This is a genomic window from Rothia similimucilaginosa, from assembly GCF_029850875.1.
Taxonomy (GTDB): Bacteria; Actinomycetota; Actinomycetes; order Actinomycetales; family Micrococcaceae; genus Rothia.
Map to the genome: position 1 here is coordinate 1 of NZ_JAOVAM010000011.1, position 23,940 is coordinate 23,940.

20 protein-coding genes and 1 tRNA gene are annotated in these 23,940 nt (G+C 57.0%); 6 read left to right on the forward strand and 15 right to left on the reverse strand.

Annotated features, from left to right (window positions below):
* Nucleotides 1-320: 320 nt before the first annotated feature.
* The 9 genes from rlmB to QFX05_RS07950 all read right to left on the reverse strand — a co-directional run bounded on the left by rlmB (nucleotide 321) and on the right by QFX05_RS07950 (nucleotide 8,769).
* On the reverse strand, nucleotides 321-1,307 hold the full coding sequence (gene rlmB / locus QFX05_RS07910) for a 23S rRNA (guanosine(2251)-2'-O)-methyltransferase RlmB (protein WP_279742181.1): 987 nt from the start codon (nucleotides 1,305-1,307) through the stop codon (nucleotides 321-323).
* A 95-nt stretch (nucleotides 1,308-1,402) separates the two neighbouring features.
* A complete protein-coding gene (cysS, locus tag QFX05_RS07915) occupies nucleotides 1,403-2,821 on the reverse strand; it encodes a cysteine--tRNA ligase (protein WP_279742182.1) in 1,419 nt (472 codons plus the stop codon).
* Between the two features lie 71 nt (nucleotides 2,822-2,892).
* The gene (gene ispF / locus QFX05_RS07920) at nucleotides 2,893-3,375 is read right to left on the reverse strand and encodes a 2-C-methyl-D-erythritol 2,4-cyclodiphosphate synthase (protein ID WP_279742183.1); all 483 of its coding nucleotides are present in this window, start codon (nucleotides 3,373-3,375) and stop codon (nucleotides 2,893-2,895) included.
* A 73-nt stretch (nucleotides 3,376-3,448) separates the two neighbouring features.
* Nucleotides 3,449-4,195 carry a 2-C-methyl-D-erythritol 4-phosphate cytidylyltransferase gene (ispD, locus tag QFX05_RS07925; protein ID WP_459550502.1) on the reverse strand — a complete coding sequence of 249 codons (747 nt, stop codon included), beginning with the start codon at nucleotides 4,193-4,195 and terminating at the stop codon, nucleotides 3,449-3,451.
* Nucleotides 4,196-4,207: 12 nt separating this feature from the next.
* Nucleotides 4,208-4,891, reverse strand: coding sequence for a response regulator transcription factor (locus QFX05_RS07930; protein ID WP_279742184.1), 684 nt, complete (start codon nucleotides 4,889-4,891; stop codon nucleotides 4,208-4,210).
* A gap of 41 nt (nucleotides 4,892-4,932) precedes the next feature.
* Entirely contained in the window at nucleotides 4,933-6,075 is a 1,143-nt protein-coding gene (locus QFX05_RS07935) for a sensor histidine kinase (protein ID WP_279742185.1), read from the reverse strand.
* Nucleotides 6,076-6,242: 167 nt separating this feature from the next.
* Nucleotides 6,243-6,980: a phosphoglyceromutase gene (locus tag QFX05_RS07940; protein ID WP_279742186.1), complete on the reverse strand. Its 738-nt coding sequence runs from the start codon at nucleotides 6,978-6,980 to the stop codon at nucleotides 6,243-6,245.
* Between the two features lie 220 nt (nucleotides 6,981-7,200).
* Nucleotides 7,201-7,518, reverse strand: a complete 318-nt coding sequence (locus QFX05_RS07945; protein WP_279742187.1) for a DUF2516 family protein — start codon at nucleotides 7,516-7,518, stop codon at nucleotides 7,201-7,203.
* Nucleotides 7,519-7,566: 48 nt separating this feature from the next.
* The gene (locus tag QFX05_RS07950) at nucleotides 7,567-8,769 is read right to left on the reverse strand and encodes a trans-sulfuration enzyme family protein (RefSeq protein ID WP_279742188.1); all 1,203 of its coding nucleotides are present in this window, start codon (nucleotides 8,767-8,769) and stop codon (nucleotides 7,567-7,569) included.
* A 159-nt stretch (nucleotides 8,770-8,928) separates the two neighbouring features.
* Between QFX05_RS07950 and tmk the strand changes: the two genes are divergently transcribed.
* Both tmk and QFX05_RS07960 read left to right on the forward strand, forming a co-directional pair.
* Nucleotides 8,929-9,645, forward strand: a complete 717-nt coding sequence (gene tmk, locus QFX05_RS07955) for a dTMP kinase (RefSeq protein ID WP_279742189.1) — start codon at nucleotides 8,929-8,931, stop codon at nucleotides 9,643-9,645.
* On the forward strand, nucleotides 9,642-10,781 hold the full coding sequence (locus QFX05_RS07960; protein ID WP_279742190.1) for a DNA polymerase III subunit delta': 1,140 nt from the start codon (nucleotides 9,642-9,644) through the stop codon (nucleotides 10,779-10,781). The genes tmk and QFX05_RS07960 overlap by 4 nt, the downstream gene beginning before the upstream one ends.
* 114 nt (nucleotides 10,782-10,895) lie before the next feature.
* Here the strand turns inward: QFX05_RS07960 and QFX05_RS07965 are convergent, their stop codons facing one another.
* The 3 genes from QFX05_RS07965 to manA all read right to left on the reverse strand — a co-directional run bounded on the left by QFX05_RS07965 (nucleotide 10,896) and on the right by manA (nucleotide 14,030).
* Nucleotides 10,896-12,251, reverse strand: coding sequence for a PFL family protein (locus tag QFX05_RS07965; RefSeq protein ID WP_279742191.1), 1,356 nt, complete (start codon nucleotides 12,249-12,251; stop codon nucleotides 10,896-10,898).
* Nucleotides 12,252-12,261: 10 nt separating this feature from the next.
* Nucleotides 12,262-12,531 carry an ACT domain-containing protein gene (locus tag QFX05_RS07970; protein ID WP_254756605.1) on the reverse strand — a complete coding sequence of 90 codons (270 nt, stop codon included), beginning with the start codon at nucleotides 12,529-12,531 and terminating at the stop codon, nucleotides 12,262-12,264.
* A 311-nt stretch (nucleotides 12,532-12,842) separates the two neighbouring features.
* Nucleotides 12,843-14,030 carry a mannose-6-phosphate isomerase, class I gene (manA, locus tag QFX05_RS07975; RefSeq protein ID WP_279742192.1) on the reverse strand — a complete coding sequence of 396 codons (1,188 nt, stop codon included), beginning with the start codon at nucleotides 14,028-14,030 and terminating at the stop codon, nucleotides 12,843-12,845.
* Between the two features lie 137 nt (nucleotides 14,031-14,167).
* On the opposite strand from manA, the gene QFX05_RS07980 reads away from it, so the two are divergent.
* Nucleotides 14,168-15,574 carry a phosphomannomutase/phosphoglucomutase gene (locus QFX05_RS07980; RefSeq protein ID WP_279742193.1) on the forward strand — a complete coding sequence of 469 codons (1,407 nt, stop codon included), beginning with the start codon at nucleotides 14,168-14,170 and terminating at the stop codon, nucleotides 15,572-15,574.
* A gap of 155 nt (nucleotides 15,575-15,729) precedes the next feature.
* On the opposite strand, the gene QFX05_RS07985 is transcribed toward QFX05_RS07980, so the two are convergent.
* The 3 genes from QFX05_RS07985 to QFX05_RS07995 form a co-directional block, all read right to left on the reverse strand.
* Nucleotides 15,730-16,911 carry an FAD-binding oxidoreductase gene (locus QFX05_RS07985; protein WP_279742194.1) on the reverse strand — a complete coding sequence of 394 codons (1,182 nt, stop codon included), beginning with the start codon at nucleotides 16,909-16,911 and terminating at the stop codon, nucleotides 15,730-15,732.
* A 614-nt stretch (nucleotides 16,912-17,525) separates the two neighbouring features.
* Nucleotides 17,526-17,996 (reverse strand): RrF2 family transcriptional regulator, encoded by a 471-nt coding sequence (locus tag QFX05_RS07990; protein WP_279742195.1) that lies wholly within the window; start codon nucleotides 17,994-17,996, stop codon nucleotides 17,526-17,528.
* 360 nt (nucleotides 17,997-18,356) lie between these two features.
* Nucleotides 18,357-20,207, reverse strand: a complete 1,851-nt coding sequence (locus QFX05_RS07995; RefSeq protein WP_279742196.1) for a phosphoenolpyruvate carboxykinase (GTP) — start codon at nucleotides 20,205-20,207, stop codon at nucleotides 18,357-18,359.
* Nucleotides 20,208-20,705: 498 nt separating this feature from the next.
* On the opposite strand from QFX05_RS07995, the gene QFX05_RS08000 reads away from it, so the two are divergent.
* The 3 genes from QFX05_RS08000 (at nucleotide 20,706) to QFX05_RS08010 (ending at nucleotide 23,896) form a co-directional block, all read left to right on the forward strand.
* Nucleotides 20,706-20,781: transfer RNA gene (locus tag QFX05_RS08000), tRNA-Arg, on the forward strand.
* A 384-nt stretch (nucleotides 20,782-21,165) separates the two neighbouring features.
* The gene (locus QFX05_RS08005; protein ID WP_279742197.1) at nucleotides 21,166-22,653 is read left to right on the forward strand and encodes a DNA repair protein; all 1,488 of its coding nucleotides are present in this window, start codon (nucleotides 21,166-21,168) and stop codon (nucleotides 22,651-22,653) included.
* Nucleotides 22,643-23,896: a cell wall biosynthesis glycosyltransferase gene (locus QFX05_RS08010; RefSeq protein ID WP_279742198.1), complete on the forward strand. Its 1,254-nt coding sequence runs from the start codon at nucleotides 22,643-22,645 to the stop codon at nucleotides 23,894-23,896. Before QFX05_RS08005 ends, QFX05_RS08010 begins: the two co-directional genes overlap by 11 nt.
* The last annotated feature ends 44 nt before the right edge of the window (nucleotides 23,897-23,940 follow it).

Below are 23,940 nucleotides of genomic sequence, written 5' to 3' on the forward strand. Positions count from 1 at the left end.
AAGTTCTTCGAAAAAAGTTTAAAAACCTTCAAAAGAACCCAAAAAACCTGCAGAAGCTCCCTAAAGAGCCCATATAGAAGGGCGACAGAGCCCCTCAGCCTCAAGAAGAGGAGCCCCCCCCATCTCTGGAATCTCTGGATTACCTATATTTCTCTACCGCTACGATTCCCCGTTTCCCCGTTCTGCAGCCTCCCTATATATGAATATATGAACCCATATATATGGGGAGAGCGCAGAAAAGACAGAAAAGGAGGGCACCCCCTCACGGGGACGCCCTCCTCACTCAAGCTACAAGCCTGCAGCTCGCTAGCTTCAAAACTCTAGTTCACGGTAGCGCGACGACGAGAGACGTCGTACAGAGTAATGCCCACAGCCATCGCCGCGTTCAAAGACTCCATCGCAGAATCAATCGGAATCGACACAATCTGATCGCAGTTCTCAGTCACCAGGCGGGACAGGCCCTTACCCTCAGAACCAACCACCACGCACAGCGGCTCATTCGCAAGCTCCAGAGCCGGCAACTCAATATCACCACCGCCATCCAGACCAATCACGAAAATACCCTGCTCCTTAGCCTGCTGAATCACGCGAGTCAGATTAGTCGCCATCGCAACAGGAACACGAGCAGCTGCACCAGCACTAGTCTTCCACGCACCAGCAGTCACAGCAGCCGAACGACGCTCAGGAATAATCACGCCATCACCGCTAAAAGCGGACACGCTACGAATAATCGCGCCCAGGTTACGCGGATCAGTAATACCGTCCAAAGCAACAAACAGCGGCGGAGTCGACAGCTTACCCGAGTGCCAACGCTCCATAGTATCCAGCACCAGGTCAGTCGCATCCGGGTACTTATACGGCGGAATCTGCATCGCAACACCCTGATGCACAGAACCATCAGTCAAACGATCCAGCTCGCTACGCGGAATCTCCAGCATCGGAATATTGCGCTTATTCGCAATAGTCATGATCTCACGAACGCGGTCATCAACCTCAACACGGCTCATGATGTACAAGTGCTTTGAGGGAATCTCAGTACGCAGAGCCTCAAGCACCGCATTACGACCAGTCACCAGCTCATCGCTAGCACGCTTACCACCCAGACGAGTCTGGAACTTACGGTTCGTACCAGTAGCAGCGCGACGCTCAGCAGCACGCTTCATCTTATACGCCTTGTGATAAACGCGGTCCTCAGCCTTCGGAGTAGGCCCCTTACCCTCAAGCGCCTTACGACCGTGACCGCCAGTGCCCTTAGTAGCACCCTTCTTCTTGCTGGTAGCGCCCGGGCGCGAACCTGCCTTAGCCATTCTTCTCTTCCTTTGTCAAAGTAATGAATACGAGTCTACGCGAGAGAAACCCGCGGGACCTAAGCCTTACGCACAAACGCGTGGCACATCACCCTCTAGCCAACGCTCCAGCTCGAACCATTCGCGCCATCCTTCACCTGCACACCAGCAGACGCCAACAGATCACGCATCGCATCAGCCTTCGCCCAATCCTTCTGAGCACGAGCATCAGCACGCTCCGCCAACACCGCCTGAATCAGTGCATCCAGCGCCTCATGCTCAGCACCCGAAGTGCCCTCAGCGTTAAAACTCATCAGCTGAGCCAAACCCAGCACCTCCGCCATAGCCATCACAGCGTTAGCTGCCTCCGAAGCATCCTCACCAGCAGCAAGCGCAGCATTACCCGCACGAGTCTGCTCATGCAGAACCGCCAAGGCACGCGGAATGTTCACGTCATCATCCATAGCCTCAGCAAAAGCCTCCGGAACCTCACGGCCCGGCTTCAGCACATCCTGAGTTGCAGCAAGGAACGCCTCAACACGCTCAATAGCAGTTGCCGCCTCCTGCAGAGACGATGGACGGTAGTCAAGAATCGAACGATAATGCGCACTACCGAGATAGTAACGAACCACCAGCGGACGAGCCATCTGCAGCATCTGCGCCGGCGAAATCGTATTACCAATCGACTTCGACATCTTCTCACCCTCATAGGTGACCATGCCGTTATGCATCCAGAAGTTCGCGAAATCATCACCGGCAGCGGTCGACTGCGCCAGCTCATTCTCATGGTGCGGGAAACGCAAATCCAAACCGCCGCCGTGAATATCGAAACGCGAACCCAAATACTTACCAGACATAGCCGAGCACTCCAGGTGCCAGCCCGGACGGCCGCGACCCCACGGAGACTCCCACGAAGCAGTCAGAGGCTCGCCCTCTTTATAACCCTTCCACAGGGCAAAATCGCGGGGGTCACGCTTACCGCGCGGATCAGCATCTACCGAATCCTGCATATCATCAATGCTCTGATTAGTCAGCGCACCATACTTATCCCAGGAACGCACATCAAAATACACATCACCAGAATCATCCAGCGCAGGATACGCGTGGCCACGATCAATCAGACGCTGAATCAGAGAAAACATCTCCGGAATATGACCGGTCGCACGCGGCTCATAAGTCGGCGGATCAATACCCAGCGCCGCATACGCCTGAGCAAAAACCTTCTCAAAACGATACGCGAGCGCCCACCACTGCTCATTCGGGAACTCACCCTCAAAACCGGGCTCCATAGAATCAGCAGACTTCGCCAAGATCTTGTCATCAATATCAGTGACATTGCGGACCGTCGTCACCTTCAGACCGCGGTAACACATCCAACGGCTCAACTGGTCAAAAACCAACGCCGAACGGATATGGCCCAGATGTGGTTCACCCTGTACCGTAGCACCACAATAATAGATACGCGCCTCACCGGGCACGACGGGCTCAAACTCGCGAATAGTCGCGGAAGCTGAATCATAAAAACGCATAGTCACACTTTCATTCTACGGGGTCGGTTCAGACACCGGGACGGTAAGTTACGGAATAGGTCAAGCCGACCAGACACCTAAGGACGCTCGAACACCAGCGCCGTCGCAATAGCAGCCACACCCTCGCCGCGGCCAGTCAAACCCAAACCGTCAGTAGTCGTTGCAATCACCGTCACCGAAGCACCCACCGCCTCGCTCAGCACGCGGTTCGCCTCATCACGGCGCAGAGAGAACTTCGGGCGGTTACCCACCAGCTGAACGCTCACATTACCAATCTCAAAACCAGCAGCACGCACAATCGCCGCAGCCTCAGAAAGAATACGAACACCCGAAGCACCCTTCATATCCGGGCGGTCCACACCGAAATTAGAGCCCAAATCCCCTGTGCCGGAGGCGGCAAAAAGAGCATCCGCGGCAGCATGGGCCACCACATCACCATCAGAATGGCCGCTCAAACCACGCTCACCGGGCCAATGCAGACCAGCAATGTACAGAGGAGTGCCCTCCTCACCAAAAGCGTGGACATCAACACCGGTACCAACACGAGGAATAACAGTCATCATAGGACCCTTCAATCGATCAAAAATCTTCTCAGTAGCAGCGCCTCAGCACAAGAGACGTTAGGAGGCAGGCTTAGGCAGTAGAATCACCAAACAGCGCGCGAGCAATCCGCAAATCCATCGGAGTCGTCACCTTAAACGCATCCGCATCACCGGCAACCGTCAACACCGGCTCGCCCGCCGCTTCCATCGCCATTGCATCATCAGTGAGCAGCTCAGCCTCCTCAGCAGGCAGGGAACGGCTACGCTCATGCACCGCCAACAGGGCAGCCACCTCAAAACCCTGAGGAGTCTGCACCGCACGCATCTGCGCACGCGAAGGAGTACCCGTCACCAAACCAGCAGAATCCACAGTCTTCACCGTATCCACCACCGGCAACACAGGAATCACCGCACGCACAACACCCTGCGGGCTCTCAGAACCTAAACCCTCAAACACGCGGTGATACACCTGCGGCGGAGTAAAAGCACGAGCGCAATCATGAATCAGCACATAATCCACTGGAACCTGCGCATCCTTCAAAGCATCCAACGCCGCAACCACCGAAGCAGTACGTGTATCACCACCGGCAGTAATCAACGCACCGGCACGGCGGGCATCCTCCAAAAGCTCCGGGCAACTCACCGAACAATCAGCAGGAACAGTCACCACCACATGCTCAGCAACACCCGAAGCGAGCGCACCCTCCAACGCATAATCCAGCAAAGTACGACCATGCACACGCACAGCGGCCTTCGGAATCGGCTCACCCAGGCGAGTACCCGAACCAGCCGCCAAAACAATCACAGCAGTATTCGCCGCAGAAGCAGAAGTCATCATTCTCAAGCCCGCCTACACCTCGAACTTATAGCCCAATCCGCGAACCGTCACCACATACTGCGGGGCGGAAGAATCCGGCTCAATCTTCGAACGCAGACGTTTAATATGCACATCCAGAGTCTTCGTATCACCCACATAGTCAGCCCCCCACACGCGCTCAATCAGCTGGCCACGAGTCATCACACGACCCACATTGCGCAGCAGAATCTCCAGGAGCTCAAACTCCTTCAGCGGCATAGAAATCTCTTCACCATTAACCGTCACCACATGGCGATCAATGTCCATACGCACCGGGCCGCCCTGCAACACCGGCTCAGTAGTAGAATCAGTCTCCGCCGAACGACGACGCAACACCGCGCGGATACGAGCAATTAACTCACGCGCAGAATACGGCTTGGTCACATAATCATCAGCGCCCAGTTCCAAACCCAGAACCTTATCTAGCTCAGAATCCTTAGCGGTCAGCATAATAATCGGGACCGAAGACACCTCACGTAGCTTGCGGCACACCTCCATACCGGACATGCCCGGGAGCATCACATCCAGCAGCACCAAATCTGCACCCTCGCGGTCAAACACCGGCAGAGCGTCCAGACCGCTGTCAACAACAATCGTCTGGAAACCCTCACGACCCAGTAAAAACGCAAGGGGATCCGAGAGGGCCTCTTCGTCCTCAACAATCAGAATTTTAGACATCAATAACTTCCTTCGATTCCATAAAACCTATAGCGCTAACACTACACTTCGACCGGAGGCTCATTCAGCGGCAACGCCAACGTAAACGTCGAGCCCTCCTGCGGCATCGACCGAACCGTCACGCTACCACCGTGCTGAGTCATCACATGCTTCACAATGCTCAAGCCCAAACCAGTACCGCCCGTCTGACGCGAACGAGCCGGATCAACCCGATAAAAACGCTCAAAAATACGTTTCTGCTCATCCTCCGGAATACCCACACCCTGATCAGTAACCTCAACCAGTAGCTGATCAGCTACACGGTGGACCCAAATATCAACCTTCGTATGCTCCGGGGAATAACGCACCGCATTCTCCACCACGTTCTGCACAGCAATACCCAGTAGCTCGGCGTCACCATACACCTCGGGGAGCTCCTCGATGCGGGTAGAAATCTGAATATCCTTCTCCTCCGCCACAATATTCGAACGATCCACCGCATCAGCCACCAAAGAAAGCACCGACACCGGACCACCACGCGCAATCACATCAGTCGACTGCAGACGCGAAAGCTCAATAATGTCACGCACCAGCGCAGACAGGCGAAGAGTCTCCTTATGCAAACGACCCACAAAATACTCAATCGCCTCCGGGTCATCGCTCGCTTGCTCAATAGCCTCAGCCAACAGACTCACCGCGCCCACCGGAGTCTTCAACTCATGCGAAACATTCGCCACAAAATCATTACGCATACGCTGAACACGAGAAATTTCAGTGCGGTCATCTGCGAGCACCAGAATGTACTCGTCCCCCAGCGAAGCAACACGCACGTCCAAGACCAGCGCCTCACCCTCACCGCGGTCAATCTCAAAAGTACGCTCAACAAAAATACCGCGATGACGCACCGTGCGAATCATCTCCGCCAGCTCATCAGAGGCTACCGTATGACCACGCACCAGACCCATCGCATACGCACCCGGAGAAGCCTGGACCACGCCGCCCACCTCATCAATCACCAGGTAAGCACGACCAATCACAGCAAGCACCTGAGCGGCACCATCACGCAGCGCCGGTACCGACACCAAGCTACGCTCCTGCTCCCGCTCGCTACGCGCCACCGCATTCATGCTCAGGACGCCCACCAGCAGACCTATCATGCCCGAAATAAAGGCGATCAGACCGGCATCCATGTACTTCCCTTCCATTCGGGTACCCCATAAGTATAAATGTGGCCGATACCCAGCACTTGAGCGGACGCCCCCCTTCTCAGGCGGGCTACCCGTGCAGAAACCTTACAGAGAGCGCAATGAGCCGCCCACCTCAACGGTGGACGGCTCATCACAATGACAGGGGTGCAATCCTGCCGGAGATATTACTTACCCTGGTTTGCTACGGCAGCAATAGCGTCCTTAGCAGCCTCCGGGTCCAGGTACTCGCCAGCCTTGACGGGCTTGAAGTTCTCATCCAGCTCGTAGTACAGCGGAATACCGGTGGGGATGTTCAGGCCCGCGATGTCCTCATCGGAAATACTCTCTAGGTGCTTGACCAGCGAACGCAGAGAGTTACCGTGTGCAGCAACCAGAACGGTCTTACCTGCTGCGAGGTCGGGCTTGATGTCCGACTCCCAGTAGGGAAGCATACGGCCCAGAACGTCCTTCAGGCACTCGGTGCGGGGAGCGTTCTCAACATCCGCGTAGCGGGGGTCGTGCGCCTGCGAGTAGGGGTCGTTATCATCCAGCGGGGGCGGCGGAACGTCGTAGGAACGACGCCAGGTCATGAACTTCTCGTCGCCGTATTCCTCGCGAATCTCGGACTTGTTCTTACCCTGCAGAGCACCGTAGTGACGCTCGTTCAGGCGCCAGGAGCGCTTGACGGGAATCCACAGACGGTCTGCCGCATCCAGGGCAAGGTTTGCGGTGTTGATTGCACGACGCTGCAGGGAGGTGTGAACAACATCGGGGAGGATGTTGCGCTCTGCCAGCAACTCGCCGCCGCGCTTAGCCTCAGCACGGCCCTTATCGGTCAGGTTAACGTCCACCCAGCCGGTGAACAGGTTCTTCTCGTTCCACTCGGACTGGCCGTGGCGCAGGAGTACTAGTTTGTAAGTCATACCTCTATTTTTTCATTTACCCGCTGGTTTGTCATGCCTCAAGGCTTAGAAAGTATGCATTCTCCCAAAAATTTATAAGGGTCTTCCTTACCAGAACAGAAGACTCAAGAACCCCACTAGAAAAGGACAAAGCCCCGCACACCACCCGATCAGGCCAAACCCGTCAGACAGCGCACGAGGCTTCACCGTCTATCGCTCAAAGCGAGCGCACAAGCTAATGCTAGAAACGGCGGCGACCAACCGAAGGCCACACACCAGCAAGAAACACGCAGCTAATCACAGCCGCAACCAACTGAAGAATCAGCACAGTATTACCGCCGCCAGTCACCGCAGCAAAAACGCTAAACAGCGAAACCGCAGCAGAACCACCGGTCAAAGCCAACCACGTGTTCTTCGGGCGCTTACCGGCAAAATCGTACGCGTTTGCCGGAGACGCCCACGCACGCATAAAAGCCAGCAGACCAACCGCAGCACCAGCGATAGCCAGCAGCGTATCAACAAAAGTGGTCACATACCAGACCAGCAGAATAGGAGACATAGTATTCCTTAGAATCAGCAGCTTCTCTAGACAACCCTAGCAAAGCGCTTAGCGGACGACCTTAAAGGCCTCAACCAAGTCATTGTAAAGGTCATCCACGTTCTCAATACCCACCGACAGGCGCAGCAGAGACTCCGGAATCGAATCCGGCTCGTTACCGTGGCGACGACGACGCTCTACCAGAGACTCCACACCGCCCAGGGAAGTTGCCGGAGTCCACAGCTTCAGCGCCTCCACAACGTTACGGGCACCAGCAGCGTCCGTATCAAGAGTAACGCACAGAATCGCGCCGAAACCGTCCATCTGCTTCTTCGCAATCTCATGACCTCGGTCGCTCTCCAGACCCGGGTAACGCACCTCAGCCACGAAGGGGTGCTGGCTCAGACGCTCTGCAAGAACCTGCGCGTTCTCTACAGCACGTTCCACGCGCAGTGCCAAGGTGCGCAGACCGCGCAGGCCAAGCCACGCCTCCACCGGACCGGGGATTGCGCCATTGGTGATACGGTGGTGACGCATCGCCTTATACAGCTCCTTATTCGAGGTCAGAGCCATACCCAGCAGAACATCGGAGTGTCCCGCAAGAAACTTCGTCGCGGAGTGAACCACTACGTCTGCACCAAAATCCAGGGGACGTTGCAGAATCGGGGTTGCGAAGGTGTTATCCACCGCGGTCACAATGCCCAAGCGGCGAGCGGCAGAAAGTAGGGCAGGCAGATCAGCAACCTCAAGCATCGGGTTCGTGGGGCTCTCCAGCCACGCCAGGACCTTCGGCTCCGAGTAGTTCACGTTCTCCGGGGTCACACCGGTGCGGGATGCGGCATCCTCCATCGTAGCGATAACGCTCTCGGTGTCTTCAATGTCCACGCGAACGAGCTCAATGATGCCGCGGCGTTCCAAATCCTTACATATGGTTACAGACGCCATGTATGCGTGCTTCGGAATCAGCACAATGGAACCAACCGGCACCAGGTCGATGACAGCAGCGACAGCAGCCATACCAGAGGGGAACAGCAGACCAGGCTGGATAGCGTTCTCCAGCTTCGCCACAACCTCTTCCATACCCTCCCAGGTGGGGTTCGAGAAGCGGGCGTACACGCGGTCCTGCTCAATATTGACAGCATCCACACCGCGGTAGGTGGAAGAAAGAACGATCGGAGGGTTCACCGGCGCATCATGTTCGTGTGCCGGGCGGCCGCCAGAGACGACAAAGGTCTCTGCGGAGTAATTCATGTTGTGGTTATCTGCACTCATGTCCTTAAGCCTGGCACACCCGCGCCCAGAACGCACACCTGCACAGGTGACGGCACACAGGATTTACATGTTTTTTACCTTTATGCGCGCTCAATCCCACGCGGATGTATCACCAAAACCGCACCGGTGCCGCTAAGAGACCCGGTACCCTTAAGGGTGATGGATACTCTCAGCTACACCCCCGATGCACAGAATCTTCCCGCTGACCCGACCGGTCGCCGCGGGCTTTTTATCGTGGTCGAAGGAGGCGACGGCGCCGGCAAAACCACCCAACTCACCCTGCTGAATGAAGCGCTCAGTGCCCGCGGATACCGTGTCATCACCACCCGCGAACCCGGTGGCACCGAGATTGGCGAGAAGCTTCGCACCCTCGTCCTGGAAGCAGGTCAGGGCACCATTGACGACCGCGCCGAGGCGCTGATTTTTGCAGCGTCCCGCGCGGATCACGCCTCCCAGCTGATTCGCCCCGCACTCGCTGAGGGCGCCATCGTGCTCAGCGACCGTTATATTGATTCCTCCGCTGCGTACCAGGGGGTCGGCCGTGATTTGGGTATTGAAACCATCGTCGATTTGAGCCGCTGGGCCACCGCCGACTTGGTTCCCGACGCGACCCTATTGCTGAGTGTGCCGCTGAGCGCCGAGCAGGAGCGCATGGACCAGCGCGGCACCGTCGACCGTATTGAGGCTGAAGGCGCGGCGTTCAAGGCACGCATTCACGGTGCATTCGAGCAGATCGCACGCGAGGACACTAACGGTTCGCACCGCATCATTGATGGTGTGGGCACGATTGAGCAAGTACACGCGCGCGTGCTTAAGGTGATTGAGCCTCTGCTTGCCACCCGCGAACTGGTCCGCACCGGTCAGGAGGACTCATGAGTCTCTGGGATACCCTGCTGATTCCTGCCGATAAGCTCCAGCAGCTACGCACGGATGCCGCTGCCGACCGCCCCACGCACTCTTGGCTTTTCACAGGTGCAACCGGTGCGCCCCACCGTGAGGCAGCAAAAATTTTCGCTGCCGCACTGCTGTGTGAACAGCCCGACCCCCAGAACCGCGGATGCGGTCAGTGCAAGGGCTGCGTAACAGTCATGAACGGTTCGCACACAGCTTTTACGCACTTTAGTACCGAGGCGACGCACATCAGCATTGATGAGGCACGCGAGCTGGTCATGAAGGCTCAGGACCGCCCGGCCGTGGGTCGCTGGCGCGTGATTCTGGTCGAAGACACCGAGCGCATGCCGGAGCGTACCTCCAATGTATTGTTGAAGGCGATTGAGGAGCCACCACCGCATACGATTTGGTTGTTGACGGCACCCTCCCCCACCGATGTGCTGGTAACGATTCGTTCGCGTTGCCGCCCAGTGCAGTTGCCGGTTCCTACCGATGCACAGGTGCACGAGTATCTGCTTACACACGGTGTAGCTGATCCTTTGGCGCAGCGTGCGGCGCGTCTGGCTCTGGGCGATGCGCAGGAGGGGTACCGTTTGGCGACCGATGAGCAGGCTATGGCTCATCGGGAGTTGATTACCTCCCTGATTCTGAATGTTCGTTCTATTTCTTCAGCTTTCAACGCAGCAGAGAAGCTCACCGACCTTGCTGACCAGGACGCACAGGCTGTCTCCGCTCTCAAGGATGAGAAGGAACGCCAGGAGCTTCTGGCGCTGCTGGGTATTCGCGAGGGTGAGCGTGTTTCTCCGTCTTTGCGAGCGCAGGTTCGCCGTCTGGAGGAGGAGCAGAAGCGCCGCGCTAAGCGTGTTTCATCTGATACGCTGTTGCGTTCCGTGGCGCAGGTTCAGACGGTTCTGCGTGATGCATTGACGGTGGCTCTGTCGGCTCAGGCTCCGCTGGTCAATGAGCATTTGCGTGAACCTCTGGAGGCGTTCTGCACCCGCCGTTCCGCCCAGCAGCTGCTGGAGGATGTGCAGGCGGTCGAGCTGACTCTGCGTCGCCTGCGGACGAACGCGAATGCGCGTCTGGCGCTTGAGGCGTTGATGAGCCGTTTCGTGTATTAGTAGCTTCTTGGTAGCTTATACAGCACACAGGGGAGGTACCGAAGAGATGATCTTCGGTGTCTCCCCTTTTCTATTGGTTCTCAGCGCCCCTAGAGCTTCGTTACGGAACCGAGCTTAGTTGCGGAAACCGTGAACCAGCGACGGAATACGACCGCAGCGGGCGATGAACGCCTCCGCGCTGGGGGTGTGGGTGGGCATGACGGGCGCGCGACCGAACAGGCCACCGAATTCAATCATGTCGCCTACGCCCAGGCCGACCGCCGGGATGACGCGGACCGCGGTGGTCTTGTGGTTCATCACGCCGATTGCTGCCTCGTCGGCAATCATTGCGGCGAGGGTAGCAGCGGGAGTATCTCCGGGGACCGCGACCATGTCCAGACCGACGGAGCATATGGCAGTCATTGCTTCAAGCTTGTCCAGAGTGATATATCCAGTGGCTGCGGATTCAATCATGCCGATATCCTCAGAAATCGGGATGAAGGAGCCGGAGAGACCACCAACATTTGAGCACGCCATGAGGCCGCCCTTCTTCACCGCGTCGTTGAGCAGCGCAAGTGCCGCAACAGTGCCGTGGGTACCGACGGTTTCCAGACCCATCTCTTCGAGGATGTGCGCGACCGAGTCGCCAATCTCTGCGGTGGGTGCCAGGGAGAGGTCAATAATGTTGAAGGGTACGCCCAGACGCTCGGAAGCGAGGGTACCAACCAGCTGACCGACGCGGGTAATCTTGAAAGCTGCCTTCTTGATTTCTTCGGCGCAGGTGTCGAAGGATTCGCCCCGGACCCTCTGCAGGGCGCGGTGTACCACGCCGGGACCGGAGACACCCACGGAGATGGTGGTGTCTGCCTCCTGCACACCGTGGAATGCACCCGCCATGAAGGGGTTGTCGCTGACGGCATTCGCGAAGACGACGAGCTTGGCGCAGCCGAAGCCGTGTGCATCCTCGGTCAGGTCTGCGGTGGCTCGGATGGTTTCGCCCATGAGCTTGACTGCGCTCATGTTAATGCCAGCGCGGGAGGATCCGATGTCTACGGAGGAGCAGACCACGTCGGTTTCTGCGAGCGCTCGCGGGATGGAGCGAATCAGCTTCTCGTCAGCGAGGGTCATGCCTTTGTCGACGAGGGCACTGAAGCCACCGACGAAGTTCACTCCGACTGCTTTGGCTGCTGCGTCAAGGGTGCGGGCGAATTCTACGTAGTCCTCGTCACTGGAGGCGCCTGCCACCAGTGCGATGGGGGTGACGGCGATACGCTTGTTGACAATCGGGATGCCGAGCTCAGTTTCGATACCTTCGCAGACGCTGACGAGGTTTGCAGCGCAGCTGGTGATTTTGTCGTAGATTTTGCGGCGGGCTACCTCACCGTCAGAGTCGGCGCAGTCGAGCAGGGAGATACCCATAGTGACGGTGCGAATGTCGAGCTTCTGCTCCTCGATCATTCGGAGGGTTTCTAAAATGTTGGTGTTGCGCATAAGTGGAGCCCTAGATGGTGTGCATTGCCTTGAAGATGGATTCTGCCTGGATGCGAATCTGCACCTTCTGTTCGTGCTCGACACCAATCATGGCTTCCTGCAAGTCAATGAGGTTCTGCTGCGCTTCGTCGAAGGAGCAGTGCATAATCATAGTGAAGTATTCGCCCATGATGGTCTGGGAGACGTCGAGGACGTTGACCTTACGCTCGGCGAGGGTTGCGGTCACGGCGGCAATAATGCCTTCGTGGTCGATACCTGTGACGGTGAGGATGATCTTCACGGTGTTCTCCTAGCGGTTTGGGGCTGCGTACCTGAGGAAGAGGTGCATAAAAGCACAGGTAAACGCATATTTATAAGACCAATTATAGGTTACTTAGAACACATTCTGTAGGGTCAACACAAAAAGCCCTCCCCCCCCCGAGCATCGGGGGAATAAAAAATCCACGTACCCTCACCTTATTCAAAGGTACGAAAGAACGTGGATTCTTTATGAGCATTATTAGCGGAGCGATCTCTTTTGAATGCTCCATTTATCTGTCTGGACTTGAGTGTCTAGAGACATCTCCCAGACATAACGTCTAGAGGTAAGACCTAGACGTAAGAAGCGATGTACAGCTCACCACTACCGCTCAGGGTTGCCACCGAGGGCTCACCCACGTGCAGCACCGACTCGGTAGCACCCAGTACGAATTCCTCAGTGCCGTTGCCGTCTGCTGCGTGAATGGTGATTTCGCCAGATACGCTCAGTGCGGCGCTAATGCCCTCGAAGGTGTATTCCTGCCATTTGCCCTCTTCAACGCGGATGCGGGTCACGCTCATGCGCTCATCCCACATGGCGTAGGTGCCAACGGGTGCATTCTCGGGGGTGGGGCTCTGGATGACGGGGGCATCCTGGCTCTCGCCGAGAACCTTAATGAGCTCCTCAGTATCGATGTGCTTTGCGGTCAGACCCGCACGCATCACGTTATCGGAGGGGTTCATCAGCTCAATAGCGGTACCGGAAACATAAGCGTGCACCTGACCATCGGGGGTAAAAGCGGATTCACCCGGTGCCAGGCGAACCAGGTTCATGACGAATGCTACGAGCAGACCGCGGTCGCCGGGGTACTTGCCGGCAACGATCTGCACGAGCTCAGCGGCGTCAGCAATAGCAACGTTTTCGGAGTCGGCCAGCTGTGCTGCCGCCTCGACAAGCTGCTCAACAGCCGCGGTGGCGGTCTCTTCGGGCATGCGAATAATCTCGGTTAGCAGTTGCTTGGGGGTAAGCTCCACGCGCTCTGCCAGCCAGCCAGCCTTGAACGCCTCGGCAAGCTCTGCCACCTGCGCTGAGGTACGCACGCCGGTGAGCACACGCATCGGTGTCAGCGCGATGACGGTTTCAGGCTTGGAGTAGCGATCCTTGTAGTTACGGTGCGGAGCGTCAATGGCGATACCACGTGCCTGCTCATCCTCGAAGCCGGCAATAGCCTGCTCAGGGGTGGGGTGCACCTGAATCGACAGGGGTGCATCAATCGCAAGGATCTTAAAGAGGAAAGGGAACCAGTCGGAGGTACGATCCGGGCGCAGGAATCGAGAGGGCTCAGCCTGAATCAGCTCGTTGAGCGGGGACTCAGTGCCGTCAACGGTTGCGCGGGAGGGAGCAGCCGGATGCGCACCAACCCACACCTCAGCCTCGGGCTGCTCGGTGGGCACGGGTACCCCGCGCATGCGTCCGAGAATTTCGCGGGAACCCCACGCATAATTCTGAATCTGGTTTTTTAGGGAAAAAATCTCACCCATGGGGGAAAATACCTCTCGACGTGAGTTGTTTGAAGCAAACGACGTGATAAAAAACCCATACATTCAGCGGAATTTATAAGGTTTTACCAGCCCATTATAGAGGCTAGTTGTATTTCTTTACCGCTAGAATAAAAGGCGTGACTACTATTAATCTACATGACTCATTCAAAGCGTACGACGTGCGTGGCATTGTCGGTGAAACCATTACCGCAGAGACTGTTCGCGCTACTGGCGCGGCTTTCGTAGACGTTCTGGGCCTGGAGGGCCAGACTATCCTGGTCGGCGGCGACATGCGCCCCTCCTCCCCTGAATTCATGGATGCATTCGCCCAGGGTGCAACCGCTCGCGGTGCAAATGTTGAGAAGATTGGTCTGATCTCCACTGACGTTCTGTACTTCGCATGTGGCGTTGAGAACGCTGCCGGTGTTACCTTCACTGCTAGCCACAACCCCGCAGAGTACAACGGCATGAAGATGGCTAAGGCTGGCGCTGTTCCGCTGTCTTCCGAGTCCGGCCTGTTCGACATTCGTGACCTGGCTCAGAAGTACCTGGATTCGGGCGAGATTCCTCCGGCGGAGAAGGTCGGCACCGTTTCTGAGAAGGATGTTCTCAAGCCTTACGCAGATTACCTGCGCAAACTGGTGGACCTGTCCTCCATCCGCCCCTTGAAGGTTGTTGTTGACGCCGGTAACGGCATGGGTGGTATGACCACTCCCGCTGTTCTGGGTAACACCATCCTGCCGGGCCTGCCTCTGGAAATCGTTCCGCTGTACTTCGAGCTGGACGGCACCTTCCCGAACCATCCGGCTAACCCGCTGGAGCCGGCTAACCTGGTTGACCTGCAGAAGGCTGTTGTTGAGCACGGTGCTGACATTGGTCTGGCATTTGACGGTGACGCTGACCGTTGCTTCGTTATCGATGAGAAGGGTGAGCCCGTCACTCCTTCGGCTGTGACTGCTCTGGTTGCTGAGCGCGAGATTGCTCGTGCGAAGGCAGAGGGCAACGAAGAGCCCGTCATCATCTACAACCTGATTACCTCGAAGGCTGTTCCTGAGCTGGTTGAGAAGCTGGGCGGCCGCTCCGTGAAGACCCGCGTGGGACACTCCTTCATCAAGGCTGTTATGGCCAAGGAGAACGGCGTTTTCGGTGGCGAGCACTCCGCTCATTACTACTTCAAGGACTTCTTCAACGCAGACACCGGCATGCTCGCTGCAATGCACGTGCTGGCTGCTCTGGGTGGCAATGACATGCCCCTCTCTGAGATTAGCGCGAAGTACTCCCCGTACGTTGCCTCTGGTGAGATTAACTCCGAGCTGGAAGACAAGGCTGCCGCTGTGGACCGCGTGCGTGCACACTACGCTAACGCTCCTGTGGTTATTGAGGACTCCGACGGCACCACCTTCACTAACACTGAAGAAGGCTGGTGGGTCAACCTGCGTCCTTCAAACACTGAGCCTTTCCTGCGCCTGAACCTTGAGGCACCGGATGCTGCGACCATGGAGCGCGTCCGCGACGAGGTTCTGGCTTTGGTTCGCCAGGGCTAAGCACTAGCTAGCTACTAAAAAATCCCGCCCCGCAGATTATTTCTGCGGGGCGGGATTTTTGTTTTGAATTCTCAATCCGGCCATGTTCTTCTGTCTCAGAGAAAGAACCTAGTCGGGCATAAGAAAGCTAACCGGTAATCCGGTGTGCGCAGTTTTTAATCCTCGCGTGCCTGATCGTGGAGCATCCACTGGTCGGGGCCGAAGATTTCGTAGTTGATGTTCTTGCCGGGGACACCTGCCTCTACCAGTGCGGAGCGTACGCCCTGCATGAAGGGCAGCGGGCCACAGAGGTAAACGTTAGCGTTGGCGGGAACATCTAGCTTGGAGACGTCAACACGGCCGGTGAAGTCGCCGCCTTCACCCTCAATAAAGGATACGAGGTGTGCATTGGGCAGCTTACCGACGAGCTCGGTAAGCTCTTCACGCAGGGGCCAGGTATCCAGGCGGCGGTCTGCGTGCACTACGGTCACGGGACGCTCAGAGCCCTTCTCAGCCAGCTCGGAGAGGAAGCTGAGCATGGGGGTGGTGCCAATGCCTGCGGAGAAGAGGTACAGGGGTGCCTGGGGGTCGCCAAAGCCTTCTAGGGTCAGGTCACCGTAAGGGTTGGAAATCTCGACAACAGCGCCAACTTCGAGTTCGTGCAGGACAGAGGTCATCTCACCGTTGGGGTCGAGCTTCACACCAATGCGGCGCTGGTTCTTTTCGCTGGGCAGCAGGGTGTACTGGCGTGCCTGGCGCAGGCCATCGCGTGCGGGAACGATGATGGAGATGTACTGCCCGCCCTTGGACTCGGTCATGGGGGTCTTGTCGGCAGGTTCGAAGGTCAGCACGACAACGTTCTCCCCAGTCTCCTTGCGGTCAACGAGCTTGAAGGGTGCGAACATCACATCGTTTGCCTGAGAAGCATACAGGCCCTTCTCCAGCTTGATAAGGGCGTTGCCCATGAGCCAGTAGACCTCGGTCCATGCCTCAACAATTTCGGGGGTAGCCAGGTCGCCCAGGTTAGCGGCGATTGCCTCGAAGAGATACTTGTAGACGGTGGGGTATTCTTCTTCCTTCAGGCCCAGGGATGCGTGCTTGTGTGCTACGCGGGAGAGGACCTCGTCGGGGTAGGAGTCCGGGTTCTGGACGATATAGGAAGCGAACACAGCGATGGAGCCAGCCAGTGCCTTGGGTTGGGTTCCTTCGAGCTGAGAGGAGCGGGAGAACATGCCGTCCATCAGGTCGGGGCGAGCGGCGAACATTCGACGGTAGAAGTCGGGGGTGATGTCGTTGATGCGCTCAGCAATGATGGGTAGCGTTGCCTCAATAATGGGGCGGGACTTCTCGGAGAGCATGTCTTGCCTTCTTCCTGTACGGTCACCGCGGTCGTTGTGGTGACACCCTTGATATATGTGATGCGGGGGCGTTCACTCGGACAGCTCAGTTGGTGACGGAGTGTTTATAAAGCACCCTTACCGTAGCATTTTGCAGGGTGTTTGCGCTGAGTGCAGGTCACTCTCTAAGGGGTGTTGATGGGTTTAGGTGAGGCTTATGGTTCAGCCTGACTCAAAGAGAGAGCCCTGCATCACACTATATATTTTCAGTGCTACCTTTGAGTTCGCCGCGTGACTAGCCCCGGAGTGTGCATAAAAATTCTGGCATCAAAATATATTTACTGCGGAAAGTATGCAATGCAGTGCAAAAATGAACATGGTCACATTTTCCGCATCTGAAAAGTAGATTTGCAATATTTTGTATTTCCTGCACAAATTTAGGATTCATGCAGACTCCAACAGCCCCCTCAAATAGAGGCAGTATACCCCCGATTTCCTTCGAAAACTCTATAGAAAGTCATCACAGAAAATCTCCAGCAACCCCGGTAGTGGTCACAGAATTCCCCTTTAAAACCCTGTGGAGCCTCCCGCCGGGAAGCTCCACAGGTATCACGTATCCCTTTTAGCATGCAGACTTACCACACAGACAGCGCTTCCTCCGGAGGTGCAAAGCCCAGCTCCACAAACACCGGACCCGCGGGGCGCGCACCGGCAGGCAACTCGCTAATCACAATCGAATCCACCGAAGCGTAGAACGCCTCACGCGCCTTCGCCAGCACATTGCGCAGTCGGCAGAACTTATCGAGGGGGCAGTGGCCGTTCTCATCCTCGCACTCAATCATGGGGATATCTCCCTCAGTAGCCCGAAGAACCATGCCGACGGTCACAGAACGACCCGCATCCGAAAGCATGACACCACCAGAACGACCACGAGTCGAATCCAGGTAACCCATGTTCACAAGGAAAGCCACAGCCTTCGCCACATGGTTATAGGGGGTGTCCACTCCCTCAGCAATCTTCTGAGTAGAGAGCTTCTGGCCGGGCTCCAGGGCAGACAGGAGCATCAGAACACGGAGCGAGACATCCGAAAATGCTGTCAAACGCATGGATACTCCTTCTATCCTCTCGTGTTAGCACCATCTTAACAGAGGCAATAACGGGTGCTCCGAACCGTCACAGGCTCAGAGCGCTCAAAATCTTACATTGGAATTGTATTCCGTGCAGTGAGAGTGCAAGAAATTAAGGTGAGCAACTACCAAAACCTTCAGTGCTCCCCAAAAATTTTTTGAGTATTTCTCAAGAGCAAGTGGACTGCATAGCCTTGCACTCACACTGTTGAGAGAAAACTTATCATTTCACATCTGATAGGGATTCAAAAATTTCCCCTAAATACTAGGAAGGAGCGAAACCTCACAGCGAGATTCCGCCCCTTCCAAACGCCTAACCATGCGGTTCAGCAGAGAACTTTAGTCTTCCAGGGCCTTAGCCAAAGCATCGCGCTGCTCACGAACCTCAGCAGGCAACTTGTCACCGAACTTAGCCAGCCACTCGTCGATGCCAGGCAGCTCAGCAGTCCACTCTTCCTTCGAGACAGCCAGAGCAGCCTTCAGCTCATCCTCGGAGATTTCCAGACCAGTCAGGTCAAGGTCTTCCTTGGTGGGAACGGTGCCCAGGAAGGTCTCCTGGCCGCCAGCCTTACCGTCCAGGCGGTCGCAAATCCACTTCACAACGCGAGAGTTCTCACCGAAGCCCGGCCATGCGAAGCCGCCATCGGGGGTACGGCGGAACCAGTTGACGTAGTAAACCTTCGGCATATTCTCAGCGCCGTGCTTCTTACCCAAGTCAATCCAGTGCTTGAAGTAGTCACCAGCGTTGTAACCGATGAAGGGCAGCATAGCCATCGGGTCGCGGCGAATCACACCGACAGCACCCTTAGCAGCCGCGGTGGTCTCGGAGGAGAGAGTAATAGCGCGGAAGACGCCCTGCTCCCAGCTCTCAGACTCGGACACCAGCGGGATGGTGGTCTTACGGCGACCACCCAGAACAATAGCGCTCAGCGGCACGCCCTCGGGGTCGTAGTACTCGGGAGCGAGCATGTCGACCTGGGATGCGGGGGTGCAGAAGCGAGAGTTCGGGTGAGCTGCCGGGCGGCCAGACTCGGGGGTCCAGTCCTGACCGGTCCAGTCAATTAGGTGCTCGGGAGTCTCGTCGGTCTTGCCCTCCCACCAGACGGAGCCGTCGTCGGTCAGTGCAACGTTGGTGAAGATGGTGTTGCCCTTGGCGATAGCCTTCATAGCGTTCGGGTTGGTGGAGTAACCGGTGCCCGGTGCCACGCCGAACAGGCCAGCCTCGGGGTTGACCACGCGCGCCTGGTGGTTCTCGTCGAACTCGATCCATGCGATGTCGTCGCCGACCATCTCAGCCTTCCAGCCGTCAATGGTGGGTTCCATCATTGCGAAGTTGGTCTTGCCACATGCGGAGGGGAACGCTGCGGAGATGTAGCGAACCTTACCCTCGGGGTTGGTGACCTTCAGGATGAGCATGTGCTCTGCCATCCAGCCCTCATCGCGACCGATAACGGATGCGATACGCAGTGCGTAGCACTTCTTACCGAGTAGTGCGTTACCGCCGTAGCCGGAGCCGAAGGACCATATTTCGCGGGTCTCGGGGAACTGGACAATGTACTTCTCGGGGTTGCAAGGCCAGGGGACATCTTCCTGACCGGGCTTCAGGGGTGCACCAACAGAATGCAGAGCCTTGACGAAGAAACCGTTGGTCTCGTTCAGCTTGGCAAGAACGTCCTTACCGATGGTTGCCATGATGCGCATGGAGCAGACAACGTACGCGGAGTCGCTGAGCTCAACAGCAATCTTGGGGTTCTTAGCCTTCAGGGAGCCCATGACGAAGGGAATGACGTACAGGGTACGACCGCGCATGGAGCCCTCGAACAGACCGGTCAGGGTCTGCTTCATTTCGACGGGGTCGCGCCAGTTATTGGTCGGGCCTGCGCCTTCTTCAGTCTCGGAGCAGATGAAGGTGCGCTCCTCGACACGTGCAACGTCGTCAGGATCGGAGAAAGCTGCATAAGAGTTCGGGAATTCGTGATCACTGAGGCGAACGAAGGTACCGGCGTCAACCAGTTCCTGTGCCAGGCGGTCATATTCTTCCTGAGTGCCATCCACCCAGTAGATGTGTGCGGGCTGGGTCAGTGCCGCAACCTCGCGAACCCAATCCAGGAGGCCCTGGTGGGTGGTGGGTGCGCTCTGCAGCTCCTTTTCGAGTTCAGCAGAGAGAGTACGAGTTGAGGTGTCAGCCATTGACGTTTTCCCCTTCAATCGGTGGCCCGGATACTACATTGATCCGGTTAGGTCTGCGGTAACAAAGAAGCAGTTAAACACTACAAGCGTGCAAACAAAGGTGAATATGCACGCTTGGACAGTCTCCACTTCCTCGTGATGCTTACAGAATAACGCATTAATGGCCTGCAGAGCTTTCTATGACGCCATTTCTTAAGTTCTGCGCATCACATTCTTAGAGTACGGGAGATTTCTGTAAAGAATTTTTAGGTCGTATGGTGGGACCCTTCGGGGATTTCAGGGGCCCACAGCATCGATTTTAGGGCGCTGAGAAAATATTTTGAAAAAATTTTACGCCACCAAAAACCCTGGAATCATGCGGCAAAACAGGTTGTTATCAAATTTTTCGGAGAGAATTTTGGGTCAATTTCGAGCTTTTCGGCTTGCATACCCTTGGGGACATCCGTATAGTAGTACCTGTTGCCGCGACGGGTTGAACAAATCCGAAACGAGGAACATGCGCCTGTAGCTCAACGGATAGAGCATCTGACTACGGATCAGAAGGTTGGGGGTTCGAATCCCTTCGGGCGCACCACCGATCCCCGGTTCTTCGGAACCGGGGATTTTTTATATACCCAGAAGATATACCCCGGAAGACACACCCGGGAAGATGTCTTTGGGAAACAAGCACACAGAAAACGCTCTGACACAAGCCCCGGGCAGAGCTCAAGCCACCGCATAGTACAACATGTTGCAGTACGACACGTTGCAGGGTCTAGCTAGGCGTAGCAAGGATGCTTCACCAGCTGACGCTGCCCCATCCGTGCCAAAAGCCGCACCTAAAAGTACCCCAACCTGTGAATTCACAGATTTACGCGCCCAGATGACGTGCTCCGGGGCACACCCGCCAAAAAACGCCTAGGATGGAAAGAGGACCCTCCACGCATAGGTTGGAGAGTAGACAACGCAAAGGAGTACTATGGCACAGCTATCCATTCCGCAGTCCCTGATAGGTACGCTCATTGATATTGCTGACTTGGGCACCCTCGATTACTTCCCACCCACCGAACGATGCGCCCACTGGTCCCTCTATGACGCGCATCGCCAAGAACTCCTCTGCCCTTGCGCACCCGCCGCCAACACCACCGCAGAAAAGCTCTTTGAGGCCGCGGCGAAGATTCTCTACGAGAATTTCCCCCGATATATCGACTCACCTGAGGAAATCATTCCTTATACTTCCCGTCAGGAACTCATTGCCGCCCTCCGACGCGGCGATGAGAAAACCAGCGACAGCAAGCCTCTTAAAGAAGAACAGAACGACCTGCAGGCAACCGAAACTACCGCAGACTCCACTGCTGAGGCTCCCGTTGCAGAGGCCAACGAGGGTGCAGTCAGTGAGGATGCCGTGGTAAGCGCAGCCGCCACTCCCAAGCCTGCAGCGCCGAAGCCTGCAGCGCCGAAGCCCGCAGCCCCCAAGCCTGCAGTGCCTACTCCCGGTGCTCCCTCCCCCGGCATGTTCCGCAAGTCCACGCTAACCTACCGTCCGCCGCGCATCGAAGAGTACCTGGAGGGTCTGCGTGCCCGTCAACAGACTGCCGAAGCTGCAGAAGCTACTCATACGGAAGCATCTAGCGAGCAGGCACCTGTTGAAGAGTTGCCCGTACTCAGCCAGCCCCTACCGAGTGCGCCCGCCGCCCCGGAGATGAGTGTCCCGAAGCCGAGCAAGCCGAAGCCCGCAGCCCCGATCCCCACGGCTACGGCAGCCATCAGCGCGCCCGCCACTCAGCCGGTAACCACTGAACCGACCGCGCCTCGCGGCATCAGCGAAGAGGACCGCGAACGCAGCTACCGCCTGCGCCCGAGCCTGCGTGCCCGCCTCGAACGCGAAAACATCAGCGAAGAGATCGTGCGCACCATCCTGCGTAAAGGCGCGGTAGAACAACTCAACGACTGGACGATTCGCTTCACTCACGATGATTACCGGGTGGACGTTAACACCGCCTCCGCAGAAATCATTACCGTCATTGACGAATACGACGCCGAATACAACGAAGCGGCACAAGTATCCCTGACGCACGGCAAATACAACTCGCTCAACGCCCTGGAACTCGAATTCAGCGAGCGCGCCCGTACCTTCTTGAAGAAGAACCCGCCTTTCGTCTTCGACCTGATGCTTCATGCCCTGAGCAACCCTGAGAGCGTGCGTATGGCTGAAGGCTGGACCCGCATCTACGCGGCACAGGGTCTGGAAATTGCAATTTCGCCCGATGAGCGGACCGTTATGGCTCTTGCGAAGAGCCCGGACTTCCATCACCTGCACGCCGAAACCCTGCGCAAGGCGCAGCTCGAAGAGCTCAGTAATGCGCTGGCTCAGCAGGCGGAAGACTCAGAAAATGCCACTGACCAGGCAGAAGATGGCGTAACTCAGGCAGAAAACACCACCGAGGAGGAAAATAATGTCCGTTAAGCAGATCACCGTTCCTCTTGAGGTGTACGTTCGTCTGCAGGAACTTGCCTCCCTCGCCGCCTATAGCTACCGCGATGAGCAGGGTTCCGAAGATAGCACTGCAAACAATAAGCCGTGGGATTTGCTCTCCAAGGACGGCGCATCCCTGCTCGATGAGAACGGCGCGCTCAAGCCCGAAGCAGCAGAGCTCTACTTCACCCTCCTACCGCTCATTGCCCAGGAATTCATGGAGCAGCAGCAGGCACTGGTGGACGCGTACCGTCAGGCACCCAAACCCGCCGCCGCACGCGCCAAGATTCGCCCCTCCAACCAACGCCTCATTCCGCTAACCGAGGTACCGCTGGAGAACCAGCGTATTGCCGCGCGCATTGAGAAGGAATTCTACGGTGACGTGCCGCCGCACCGCCGCATCTACGGTGTGCTCCCCGGTGTAATGGATTACATGATGCGCCACGGGCTCACCTACGAGCTGCTTCTGGATATCATCGAATCCCCCGCAAGCACGGTGGTTCAAGAAAGCGCACAAGAGAACCGCTACGGCCGCGAAGTTACCCTCTACACGCATGAAGAGGAAGGCTACCAGGTGGTGCTCAACCCCCTGACCGCCGAAGTGCTCGCGCTACGACCGCTGCAGGCTCTCGCTGGAGGCTATCAGCTCTCCCCCGAGGCTCAGGCTCAGCTCAAGTCGCTCGGACTGACCGGCGAGTACATTGCCCGCATCCTGGATGAGGCCGAGGACCGCCGCCCGATTCCCGGTAGTAGCCGCACCGTGTACTCGCTCAACGGCTACCAGATAGAGTTCTCGCACTCCGACCAGCAGGTAGTTCGTATTAGTCGCGGCACCGCACCCAACCGTAACCCCTTCGAGTCGCAGCCGAGGATGAGCGGTACCAAGAGGCAGCGCGGCCGTAAGATCCCGCACGATGTGGATGCATTCGTGCACTTGCTGCAGGAGCACGGCTTCACCATCACTATGGGCGGTAAGCACTACGATATTCGCCACGAGAAGCTGGCTCCGGGTCAGAAGGCGGTCACCTCCGTAACCCCCTCGGATTCGCAGCGCTGGCACCTGAACTCGGCTCGCCAGATCCGCAATACCTTCGGTATCGACCTGCGCTACGCTGATCCGCGCGATAGTGTATGCGGTATTGTGCGCGGCCCCGGAGGAAGCGTCCAGAACGCCGATCACCACAGCGCAGACACGCAGGACACCGAGAAGACCTCGGAGAAGGAATCCGAGTAGGTCTTCGTCACCATTAAAGCGAGCCTACGTGCCGGTTCTCTATA